Source organism: Candidatus Pelagibacter sp. PS_43, assembly GCF_059417795.1.
Window position 1 is genome coordinate 715580 of record NZ_CM182066.1, and the last position, 11573, is coordinate 727152.

Consider the following 11573-nt stretch of genomic DNA (forward strand, 5'->3'; position numbering starts at 1 on the left):
AATATAATACACTAAAAAATGATTGATCAAATTTATACATATTTTACTATTGAGATGATTTTTCTATGGTTGAATTTAGGTGTTTTGCCATTCTGGCTAGTGTTAATAATTTTTCCACAATCACAAATATGTAAGGTTTTTATAACGTCAATCTTTCCTATTTCTATAATAAGCTTGGTTTATTCTTATTTGTTATATTCATTGTTTAATGATGGTTATGATTTTCTAGGAAATTTTGAGCTTTATTTAGGGTTAAGCTCAATTTTAAATCTATTTTCAGATAGATCTTTTTTAATTTTATTTTGGTGTCATTTTTTAGCTATAAATTTATTTTGTGGTGGATGGATCGTTAAAGACTCTCAAAAATTTGGTATCAATAAGATATTGATAACTTTACCTCTCATATTAACTTATTTTATTGGACCAATAGGAATTACTATTTATTGGTTTATAAGAATTTTTTATTCAAAAAAAATAAGTCTATATGACTAAGGAATTAGAATTCTATTTTGATTTTATAAGTCCATATGCATACCTGGCTCATAAAAAAATCCAGTCACTTCCAAGCAGTATTAGAACAAGTTATAAGCCTATATTGTTAGGTGGTCTTCACAATTTAGAGGGAATAACAGCTCCCGCGTTTATAAAATCAAAATTAAAAAATATGATTAATGATTGCAATCTTGTTGCAAAAAAATTTAATTTTAATTTTAAGTGGAATGATAAGTTTCCCCTAAACTCATTAAATATCATGCGTGGTTATTTTTCAGTGAATTCAAGTATTAAAGACCAGTATGTAAATACAATGTTTGATGCATATTGGAAAAACAATTTGGATATTACTGATGAAAAGATATTAATTACTCTTCTTAAAAATTGCAAAATTGATCCTGATCAATTTTTTGAAACAATTAAAGAACAAATGATTAAAGATAAATTAAAAGAGGCTACTAAAGATGCTCACGAAAAAGGAATATTTGGTGCACCAACTTTTATGATTAATAATCAAATATTTTGGGGTCAAGATCGATTAGAGTATGCATTAGATGAATACAGTAGTTAGGTTAGACTATTTCAAAATCACTTTGACTAATTGCAGCAAATCCACCATCAATATGTGAAACCTTTTCAAAGCCCATTTCTTTTAAAGATTTTGCAGCAAGAGCAGATCTTAAACCGCCCGCACAAAATAAAACCATTTCTTTATTCATGTCCAGCTTACCATCTTTAAAATAAGCACTATTTGGATCTAACCAAAATTCTAACATTCCTCTAGGAATATGGTTAGAGTTTTCAACTCTACCCATTTTATCCAATTCACCTTTTTCTCTAATATCAATTAAATTACATTTTCCTTCATTGGACAGCTTTAAAGCCTCTGCAGGAGTAATAGTTTTAATTTCTTTAAGTGCCTCAGAAACAAGAGTTTGTGATGATTTAATACTCATAATACTGTAAAATATAATCATAAACAATTATATGAAAAAGACCATCCTTAAAAAATTATTTATTAAAATTTCAAAATTTTTAGGATATCAGATTATTGATCAGGCAAATTTTTACTCCCCCACTCTTGATAAGGAATTAAGCAATGATCTCTCTTCAATTAACAAAAAATCTATTGTTTTGCCACTAGGCGAAGTTCCAATTACTAAAAAAGTAAAATCTGTACTGTTAATTTTTAGAACCAATACAGATATTGAGATTTGGGATCAAAATAAAAGAAGATTATTTGAAAAGCCAAAAATTGAATATTCATTAAGATCTTTAAATTCACTTATAAAATCAATTAAATTTTCTAAAAACAAATATTCTAATATAAATTTCAAAATGATAATTGTAGATGACAAGTCTAAAAAAGAAAACTTTGAAAAAATAGAAAAATTAGTAAATGAAAGCAATCTAGATATTAATATTATTTCAGTAGATCATGAAAAATATAAAAATAAAATTAAGCCACAAAAAACTCATCAAACTTTTTCAAATTTGGCAAGCTTGCTTCAATGTTTTGAATTAGGAAAAAAATATGGTGAAGATTTAATTTACTTTGTAGAGGATGATTATTTACATTTTGAGTCAATGCTAGAAGAAATGATTGCATCTTATGAAAGAATTGCTTCCCAAGTTAATAGAGATATTTTTATGTGTCCTGCTGATTATCCCTATCTTTATATGAATAATCAAAAGAGTAATATTATAATTGGTAATAAGCGACATTGGCGTACAATTAATCAGACCTTGTGTACTTTTCTTACAACTAAAAATTTACTTAATAAATATTGGGAAAACTTTAATAAAACTTGTTTAGATAGACATGATCCTTTTGAAAAATATTTAAATGATATTTATAAAGATGAATTTTGTATATCACCTTTAAAGAGTTTATCTTTGCATTTAACCAACATAAACTCCAGTTATGGTCTATCCCCTTTTATAGATTATAAAAAACTATGGGATGCAAATGAAGTAGTTGATGCTTAAGATAAATTCTAAAGCTCCTAATTTTAATTTAGTTTCTACTAATGGTAGTTCGTATTCATTAAAAAATTCTATTGGAAAATATGTAGTTCTATATTTTTATCCAAAAGATGATACTCCAGGATGCACTATTGAGACTAAAGACTTTAATAAATTATTATCCAAATTTAAAAAACTTAATTGTGAGGTATTTGGCATTTCAAAAGATAACCTTAAAAGTCATCATAAATTTAAGGAAAAATATAATATTAAATTTGATCTTTTAGTAGATGAAGAAATTAAAATTGTAAAAAGTTATAAAGTTTGGGCTAAAAAAAAATTTATGGGTAAAGAGTTTATGGGTGTAGTTAGAAGTACATTTTTGATTGATCCTAAGGGTAAAATTGTAAAAATTTGGGACAATGTAAAAGTTAAAGATCATGCACAAGAAGTCTTGAGTACCCTAAAAGACCTTTAGAAATAAAAAAGGCCCCAATTAGGGGCCCCTTTTCAACTATAAGAGAGCAATAGTTATTTTTTAATCTCTAATTGCGTAAGCAATTACACCTGTTTCTGAAACGTCTGTTCCTTTTGTTTCAGCTTCTTTACTTAATCTTAGACCAACAGTTGCCTTCATAATCGACCACACAATGTAGGCAATAACGAAGATAAATATATTAACTGCTAGTACTCCAATTAACTGAGCGCTAAAAGAAGCATCAGGGTTAGTTGCTGGTACAATTAATGTTCCCCAGATACCTGCAAACAAGTGAGCTGGGATAGCTCCTACAACATCATCAATTTGTAAAGCAAATAATAATTTAGTACCGTAGACAACAATTACACCCCCTACACCACCAATTAAGATAGCAGCTAATGGAGATGGCATTAATGGTTCAGCTGTGATTGCAACTAATCCACCAATACATCCATTAAGCATCTGTACAACGTCAGTTTTTCCAAATCCTAATCTTGTAACTGTTGCAGCAGCCATTACACCACCAGCTCCAGCTAAGAACGTATTAATAAAGATTGTTGACACAGCAATTGCATCAGCAGCAGTTCCCATAGCTAGTTGTGAACCACCATTGAAACCAAACCAGCCTAACCATAAAATAAATACACCAACTGTAACTAAAGGAATTGATGAAGCAGCAAATGGCTTAATAGGAGCTGGCGCACCTGACTTTGTAAATCTTCCAAGTCTTGGTCCAATTATTATTGCACCTGCTAAAGCTGCAGCACCACCAGTTGAGTGCACAAGAGTTGAGCCAGCAAAATCAGAAAAACCTAATTCTGCTAACCAGCCTCCGCCCCACTGCCAACCCATTACGATTGGATATAAAATTCCAGCTAAAATTGCTGCAAATAAAAAGAATGGCCATAATTTAATTCTTTCCGCCATTGCACCTGATACAATAGATACTGTGGTTGCACAAAATACCATTTGGAAATACCAATCAGATCCATCTGAATAACCCGTTTCAATTGCACTACTATCAGACCAAGGAATAATAGTTCCTATATATCCACCTTCTGGTATGCCGTAAGCTAAATTATAACCTACTAACCAAAACATTATTCCAGCTATTGAAAATAAACCGATATTTTTTGCACAAATTACTGATACACTTTTTGAAGTTACCATCCCAGATTCTAGCATTGCAAAACCCGCCGCCATGAACATGACAAGGAAACCACAAATTAAAAATAATAGAGTATTAAAAATAAACCCTACTTCTGCTGAAACTGTAGTCTCAGCATATCCAACACTTGTTAAGCCCATTAATATTACTAATGAATATAAAGGTGCCGTTATTAGTTTAATCATTTTAGTCATAAGACCTCCCGTTTAGTTAAAAGACTTATAATTTAGTGACTTACAAAAACTAACGCTGATTAGGTAAAATAGCTATGCAGTATTCGCATATAGAAACGGCCTAATTGCTTATACTTAAAACATTTAGGCCGTTTAAAAAAAAGTGTTATTTATTGAATACTTCTTTTAATGCTTTTGCTGGTAAGAATTTAACTTTTTGAGAGGCTCCGATTTGAATTTGCTCTCCAGTTCTTGGATTTCTTCCAACTCTAGCTTTTCTTTTTGCTACTTTATAAGTACCAAATCCAGCGATCTTAACTGAATCATCGCCTTTTAAAGCATCTAGAATAGTGTTTGTTATCGTATCAAAAGTACGCTCTGCATCAGCTTTACTTAGGTTTAAAGAACCTGAAAGTTTAGCGATTAGTTGTTTTTTGTTCATTTATTTAGCTCCGGTTTTATTGGTTATTTTCACATAATTTACATAAAACCTTATAAATCAAGCTTTTTATTAGTGTCTCTTAAAATAGAAACCCCAACATATTGTGATTAATTAAATAAACGTTGATTTTAAAAGGTTATTTAAGAAATGTAATTGTTAAAAAACTTAAATAAACCAACATCTTTTAGGTCATTAAATGTGGTGAAAAACATCAATGATAACAATAAAAACATACCGATTCGAAAAAAACCTTCTTGTGTTTTTTGTGATAAGGGACGACCTAATATTTTTTCAATTCCATAAAACATTAAATGTCCACCATCAAGCATTGGAATTGGAAACAAATTGATTAGCCCTAAACTTATAGAAATATAGGCCATTAAACTAATAAAAGGTAAAATACCAAATTCTGCAACCTGTCCACTTATTTTTGCAATTCTTATGGGTCCACCTAATTGTGAGCTATCACCATTTCCAGCGATCATACTACCTAAGTATTTAAGTGATGAGGTAGTCACATAATAAACCTCATTAACAGCATAATATATAGCTTTAGAGGGACCAAGTTTTACATGGTTTACTTCATTATTGTAAGCTCCAAGTTTTATGCCAATCATTCTTTTATTGATTTTATTACCAAGATTGTCTTCGCTGTTAACTAAATTGGGCTTAACTCTAAAAATTAGTTCTTGATCAAATCTTTTTATAGTAAAGCTTATAAATTCATCAGTAGACATGGTGATAAATTTAGAGACATCCATTATGCTTTTTACCTCATTGCCATCAATTGAAATCACAATATCATTATCTTTTAGGCCTGCTACCATTGCAGGACTATCTTTTTGAACTTCATTAATCACAGCTGGAGTAAAGTCTTTGCCAGCAAATGTATAAATTGAAAAAAATATCAAAATTGCTAATAAAAAATTAGCTAAAGGGCCACCAAAAACAATTAAAGCTCTTTGATATAAAGGCTTTAATACAAATAATTTTTCTTGATCTTCTTTACTATATTCTTTTATAATTTTTTCATTATCAGCTTGGCTATAAACATTTCTATCACCAAAAAATTTAACATATCCACCAAGTGGTATGACACAGATCTTCCATCGCGTACCAGATTTATCATTCCAACCAAACATTTCTTTTCCAAATCCAATGGAAAAATCAGTAACCCCTACTCCATAGCGTTTAGCAAAATAATAGTGCCCATATTCATGGATAAAAACCACTACAACAATTAGAGCTATAAAGGGTAAAATATAAGATAACATAATGATAATTAATAATACTGTTTTTAAACTAAATTTCTAGCTCTTAATATTATAACCTTTTTTAAGTAAGATGCTCACAAGTGTAATACAGACCATTAAGAAGAAGACCATTGAGCTGATACTGATCCAGATATTAAAATCAGACACCCCATAAAAAGAAAATCTTAAACCATCAATTAAATAAACCACAGGATTAAAATAAGAAACTGTTTGCCAAAACGGTGGCAGCATATCAAGAGAATATAAACTTCCTCCAAGAAAAACCATGGGTGTAATAACTAACGACGGGATTATAGACATTTGTTCGAAGTTTTTACTAACAACACCAATTAAGAAACCAAATAATGCAAAGGTAAAAGAAACCAAAACTAATAAAAATATCATCAACGTTGGATATTTGACTGTGACATCAGCAAAAAAGGATGCGGTGGTATAAATTACAGTTCCAACGATTAATGTTTTGGTAGCTCCTGCTCCAACAAAAGCAATTACTGTTTCAAGTGTTGAGATAGGTGCTGCTAAAATTTCATTAATAGTTCCATTAAATTTTGGAAAAAATATTCCGAAAGATGTATTGCTTATAGATTGAGTTAACAAGGTTAACATTAATAATCCAGGGACAATGTATGATCCGTAACTCACACCATCAATTTTTTGAATATAACTGCCAATAACTGAACCGAAGACAACAAAATATAATGAGGTTGATATAACAGGAGATAAGATAGATTGACCTACAGTTCTTATAAATCTATTCATCTCGTGAACATATATGGCTTTAAAACCATAATAATTAAATTTCATTGTTCTCCTTTACCAAATTAACAAATATCTTTTCTAATGTGCTTTGTTCAGTTTTTAAATCTTTTAGTTTTAAGCCAGCATCTTTTAAATTTTGCAATAAATCTGTAATCCCAGTTTTTTCTGCCTGAACATTATAAGTATAAATTAAATTCATATTTTCATTACCTATTTCAAGATTATACTTAGATAAATCTTCAGGTATTTTTGTAATTTTTTCTTGTAATTCTACAGTGAGCTTTTTATGGCCCATTTTTTTAATAAGCTCTTTCTTGTCTTCAACAACAATAATTTCACCTTGATTAATAACAGCTACCCGATCAGCAATAGCTTCTGCTTCTTCAATATAATGAGTGGTTAGAATAATAGTTACTCCTGTTTTTCGAAGTTCATCAACAACTAACCACATATCTCTTCTAAGCTCAACGTCTACACCTGCTGTTGGTTCATCAAGAAACAATATTTTAGGCTCATGCGATAAAGCTTTAGCAATTAAAACTCTTCTCTTCATTCCGCCAGATAATTGTCTAAGTCTTTGATCTTTTTTATCCCACAAGGTTAAATCTTTTAAAACTTTTTCAATATGTTTTGGGTTAGGTGATTTTCCATAAAGTCCTCTAGAATAAGAAACAGTATCAAAAACTGTTTCAAAAGACTCTAAATTTAGTTCTTGAGGAACTAGTCCTATTCTTGATCTTGTCTCTCTATAATTTTTTATAATATCAAAATTATCTATTGTAACTGTGCCTGATGAAGGTTTAACAATTCCACAAATAATACTGATTAGACTAGTTTTTCCAGCTCCATTTGGTCCAAGCATAGCAAGAATCTCTCCTTGTTTTACTTGAAGACTAATATTCTTAAGTGCATTAAAGCCATTATCATAAACTTTGGATAAGTTGTTAATGGATATTTGGATTTCAGACATTTGTTAAGGTGTATATAGTTACTTATACACCTTTTACAAATTATTAGGTCTATTTTTTAGATCCTTTTATTTTCCAAAATATTACGGGTAAAAAAGTTGCGATAATAAAAGATAAAAACAACAATGATTGAGAGACAAAAGCTGGAAAAGTTTCAGAAGGTAAAATTATACCCACTAAGAAACTCTTTGAAAAATCAGGAGCTGGAAATAAAAGAAATCCTCCAATTAATCCAATAATAATTGAAATGTATGCTGTTTTTTCATTCAACTTCTTATTATAGAAGCTATAAAAAACAGTAAGCACAAATGCACAACAGAATAAATCAGCTAATAAGAATAAGTATAAAACACTAAATCCTTTAGAAGCAATGACAAAAGCTATAATTGAAAGTGCTACTAAACAATATTTTGAAAAAGTTAAGTAATTAGTTTTCTTATTTAAATTTAAAGTCGCTTTACCATCAACTACTATTAAGCTCGATATTGCATTAACTAAAGTATCAACAGTACTAATTGTTAATGACAAACCAAGGATCACAATTATTAATGATAAAAATTCTGTCTGCTCACTTAATAATAAAGAGAAGAAACCAAGGTCAGGAATAACTTTGGGATTAGCTGATACTGCAACTAAACCACTAAAGCCCATAAAAAAGACTATTGGAATAATTACAATAAATGCAACAATTAAACTTTTCTTTAAAACTTTGTTATTTTTTGCAGCATAAACTCTTTGCCAATTTCCTTGGTGAAAAAGATTGGTTGCTGCAACTGCTATAAAGAAAGTTAATCCTGCGGTATAGTTTGGAATATAACTTGCACTTAATAAGTGAGGACTTTTTTCTTTAATAAATGAGAAAGAAAACTGATCTCCTGTAAATGAAGTTAGATAAAATACTGAAATTAATAATAAAGCTACAATTACTATCATTTGAATATTATCTGTAAAAATTGAAGCTCTTAATCCACCATATAAAGTGTAAGCAAGCGTTGCGATCAGAATAATTAAAGAGGTGACCCAAAGTTCAGTTCCTGAAATATAATTTATCAATATTGCAATTGCAGTAACTTCAGCACATAAAAAGACGAACATATAAAATACTGTCATAAGCAAAATAAGTTTAAATAAACTCTTACCAAATCTTTTTCTTAAAAATTCGATTAACGTTGAACCTTTCGGAAATTCTGTCCTTATTTTTTTTCCAAGTGAAATTAAAAAGATCATTGGAAAAGCGGTGCCTAATGCATAACCAATCACAGCTCCTATTCCACCCCATGTTGCAGCAGATGCTGGACCAAATAAAATCCAAGCCCCAAGTGCTGATGCAATTAGACTTGTAGTTAGTGAAAAGAAACCAATGTTTCTATTCGCAGTTAGATAATTGTTAATCCCTTGATATTTTTTAGAGTAAATTAATCCAACTATTGTAAAGATTAAGCTTATAGTTATGACGAGTGTTAATGATGTTGATTGACTTATAAAATATGTATTATCCATTGTTCTCCCTTTCTGAATTACCGGACAGGTTATTAGGGTTTATTCTCAGTCAGTTACGACACCCCTTAAGATTTTTATAAACTATAATTCAAATTTTTAAAGATAAACTTAGTTTATCTTGTCTAAAATTTCCAAAGGTAATGGTGCTTCTGGATACTTCTCTTTACACAGTTTTTCATAGTTTTTACAAAGTGTGCTTACAGTATCATGAGCCTCTTCTTTAGATGTTAAAAATTTAATTAAACTATCTCTCTCTAATTCAATTTCTTTAATATCTGTTCCTCTTAAATATTCACCAGTTTCAATCTCCCAATAAGTATCTTTTAATTCATCTGAATCTAAAGACTTAAGTTTATTTTGAAGTTCGATTATAATTTTATCATCTGTTTTACTATCTTTCATTGGTGAATTAACTAATTTTCCTAGACACTTGTCCTTAAGATCCTCTAAAAAAGTATTGTAAGGTTTGCCTTGAGCAAGTCCGGCAAAATGATTGCTTTCAAAATATTTTTCTATTGCAGCTTTAGTTGAAACTTTGTTTTTACCTTTGGCTAAGGCAACTTGAACATAGACTTCTTGGCTTATATATTCAGTTAAATACGCTTTAATTTTATCCGATAGCATTTTTTAAGTTATAATTTTAATTAATGCTCAGCTCTAAATTTAGAATGACAAGCTTTACAACTACCCCACATATATTTTCCAAGGGTTGCTTTCACATCTTCTGCTCCAGCAATAGCAGACGTTAACTCAATCATATTGCTTGATGCTTTTGTCATTAATAAATTGAATTCATCTTTATTTTCCCAAATAGCAGGCAAAGCTTTTGTTTTAAATCCTGTTTTTGAATTTTCAGGAAAAAGATCTAATAATCTTTTATAATTGTCACTCATTTCAATCATTAGTTTTTTTGCTTCATCTAAATTTCCATTAGATGCAAGACCTTGGACTCTTTTGGCAGTTTTGTAATTTTTACTAAAAATAGATTTTCTTTCATTAATAATCTCTTCAACTGTTTGTTCAGAAAAAGCATTAAAACTATAAAATAATATAAAGATAAAAAATAAAGTATTTTTAATTATTGTCATAATATGTTTAATTTAATCATGTCTTTATTAAATAATAAATCAAATTATGGATTACTCAGCAAATTATTCCATTGGCTAACTGCCGCAGGATTAGTAGTTCAGATACCACTAGGCTTTTATTTAGTAGATTTAGACTTTGATCAAACTAGAGTTGATATAGAAAATTATCATATATTATTTGGATTAATTATTTTTTATGCAACTCTGATAAGACTGACCTTTAAACTATTATCACCTTCACCAAATTTTAATGATAATGCTTTTCCTGGTCAAAAAATTTTAGCAAACTTAAACCACTTTTTTTTATACTTAGCTTTATTAACAATAACCATATCAGGTATCTTAAAAAAACTATTTAATGGTGAGGGCTTAGTTATTTTTTTTAAAGAAATAAATTTAACTTATAATTATGAGCTTTCTGAGCAGTTTTATTCAATTCATATATTGGCAAACTACATTCTAATTGGATTAACAAGTCTTCATATTTTAGCAGTATTATTTCATAAGTTTTTTTTAAGAGAAAATATTTTAAAGAGAATTCTCTAAACTTTTGAAAATATTATACATTTGAGTTTATCGTTAAATGAAATATTTTTTTTATATTTAAGATCAACCTCCTTAATACCATTGGAAATTTGAAATGAGCTAAACTTTAATAAAGTTGATATATAACGTTGTTTTATCATCTTTAAGTAAATACTTTTTTTAATATTAACCTTAAAATTAAATTTGGTGATCTTTTTTTTAATATCAAATTGAAGTAGTTTTTTCCAAATAAGATTATCTCTTTTAAACGATTGCTTAAGTTTTTGTTTCATTAAAAAAAATGAAGGTATTTCATTATTTTTTGTATCTAAGGTTAAAATCACTATAATCCCTGCAACTTTTAAACTAGAGTATGAGTAAGTTAAAACTTTCTTAATATCCTTCAAATTAAAAAAATGAATAGTTTGTTTAATTAATATTAAATCAAATTTTTTTTTATTATTTTTAAGGTATTTAATTGCATTTGTTTTTTTAAAAGTAATTCTTTTGTCAAAATCTTTGTGATTTTCAATATCAAGTCCAATGGGCTTGTTTATTAATTTGAGTTTAGAGGACAAAGAGCCCGTTATCTTACCCCGGCCACAACCAATATCTAGAATTTTTGAATGTTTAGTTAGTTTCTTTTGTTTTAATAAAAAATTAATAAAGGATTGAATATATTTTGTAGAAGAAATCCAAGTTTTGTTGTCCCAATTTTTAATCCTTAACATCATTCAATTT

Annotated in this window: 15 protein-coding genes; 5 read left to right on the plus strand and 10 right to left on the minus strand. The window is 28.8% G+C overall.

Translation table 11 applies throughout. From position 1 onward, the window contains the following. Positions 1–18: 18 nt before the first annotated feature. Complete coding sequence (locus AC5SLL_RS03940) at positions 19–492, plus strand: ABA4-like family protein (protein WP_494586171.1); 474 nt, start codon at positions 19–21, stop codon at positions 490–492. Beyond that, the gene (locus AC5SLL_RS03945; RefSeq protein ID WP_494586172.1) at positions 485–1063 is read left to right on the plus strand and encodes a 2-hydroxychromene-2-carboxylate isomerase; all 579 of its coding nucleotides are present in this window, start codon (positions 485–487) and stop codon (positions 1061–1063) included. The genes AC5SLL_RS03940 and AC5SLL_RS03945 overlap by 8 nt, the downstream gene beginning before the upstream one ends. Position 1064: 1 nt before the next feature. Here the strand turns inward: AC5SLL_RS03945 and AC5SLL_RS03950 are convergent, their stop codons facing one another. Then, the gene (locus AC5SLL_RS03950; protein WP_494586173.1) at positions 1065–1448 is read right to left on the minus strand and encodes a rhodanese-like domain-containing protein; all 384 of its coding nucleotides are present in this window, start codon (positions 1446–1448) and stop codon (positions 1065–1067) included. Positions 1449–1479: 31 nt separating this feature from the next. Here AC5SLL_RS03950 and AC5SLL_RS03955 point away from each other — a divergent pair, with 31 nt between their 5' ends. Beyond that, the gene (locus tag AC5SLL_RS03955) at positions 1480–2481 is read left to right on the plus strand and encodes a glycosyltransferase family 2 protein (RefSeq protein WP_494586174.1); all 1002 of its coding nucleotides are present in this window, start codon (positions 1480–1482) and stop codon (positions 2479–2481) included. Then, positions 2474–2935: a thioredoxin-dependent thiol peroxidase gene (gene bcp / locus AC5SLL_RS03960; RefSeq protein ID WP_494586175.1), complete on the plus strand. Its 462-nt coding sequence runs from the start codon at positions 2474–2476 to the stop codon at positions 2933–2935. Before AC5SLL_RS03955 ends, bcp begins: the two co-directional genes overlap by 8 nt. 60 nt (positions 2936–2995) lie before the next feature. On the opposite strand, the gene AC5SLL_RS03965 is transcribed toward bcp, so the two are convergent. The 8 genes from AC5SLL_RS03965 to AC5SLL_RS04000 form a co-directional block, all read right to left on the minus strand. Beyond that, entirely contained in the window at positions 2996–4297 is a 1302-nt protein-coding gene (locus AC5SLL_RS03965) for an ammonium transporter family protein (RefSeq protein WP_494586176.1), read from the minus strand. Between the two features lie 145 nt (positions 4298–4442). Beyond that, a complete protein-coding gene (locus AC5SLL_RS03970) occupies positions 4443–4718 on the minus strand; it encodes an HU family DNA-binding protein (protein ID WP_271495401.1) in 276 nt (91 codons plus the stop codon). Positions 4719–4858: 140 nt separating this feature from the next. Continuing rightward, positions 4859–5992, minus strand: a complete 1134-nt coding sequence (gene rseP, locus AC5SLL_RS03975) for an RIP metalloprotease RseP (protein ID WP_494580460.1) — start codon at positions 5990–5992, stop codon at positions 4859–4861. A gap of 36 nt (positions 5993–6028) precedes the next feature. After that, a complete protein-coding gene (locus AC5SLL_RS03980; RefSeq protein WP_494580458.1) occupies positions 6029–6796 on the minus strand; it encodes an ABC transporter permease in 768 nt (255 codons plus the stop codon). After that, the gene (locus AC5SLL_RS03985; RefSeq protein ID WP_494586177.1) at positions 6786–7721 is read right to left on the minus strand and encodes an ABC transporter ATP-binding protein; all 936 of its coding nucleotides are present in this window, start codon (positions 7719–7721) and stop codon (positions 6786–6788) included. Before AC5SLL_RS03985 ends, AC5SLL_RS03980 begins: the two co-directional genes overlap by 11 nt. Before the next feature lie 49 nt (positions 7722–7770). Then, entirely contained in the window at positions 7771–9219 is a 1449-nt protein-coding gene (locus tag AC5SLL_RS03990) for a sodium:solute symporter family transporter (protein ID WP_494586178.1), read from the minus strand. 108 nt (positions 9220–9327) lie between these two features. Then, the gene (locus tag AC5SLL_RS03995; protein WP_494572677.1) at positions 9328–9843 is read right to left on the minus strand and encodes a hypothetical protein; all 516 of its coding nucleotides are present in this window, start codon (positions 9841–9843) and stop codon (positions 9328–9330) included. 20 nt (positions 9844–9863) lie between these two features. Beyond that, positions 9864–10307, minus strand: a complete 444-nt coding sequence (locus AC5SLL_RS04000; RefSeq protein ID WP_494586179.1) for a cytochrome c — start codon at positions 10305–10307, stop codon at positions 9864–9866. 3 nt (positions 10308–10310) lie between these two features. Between AC5SLL_RS04000 and AC5SLL_RS04005 the strand changes: the two genes are divergently transcribed. Then, positions 10311–10853: a cytochrome b gene (locus AC5SLL_RS04005; RefSeq protein ID WP_494586180.1), complete on the plus strand. Its 543-nt coding sequence runs from the start codon at positions 10311–10313 to the stop codon at positions 10851–10853. Here AC5SLL_RS04005 and AC5SLL_RS04010 read toward each other — a convergent pair. Next, on the minus strand, positions 10850–11563 hold the full coding sequence (locus AC5SLL_RS04010) for a class I SAM-dependent methyltransferase (RefSeq protein WP_494586181.1): 714 nt from the start codon (positions 11561–11563) through the stop codon (positions 10850–10852). The two genes, AC5SLL_RS04005 and AC5SLL_RS04010, sit on opposite strands and share 4 nt — an antisense overlap. Positions 11564–11573: the final 10 nt, after the last annotated feature.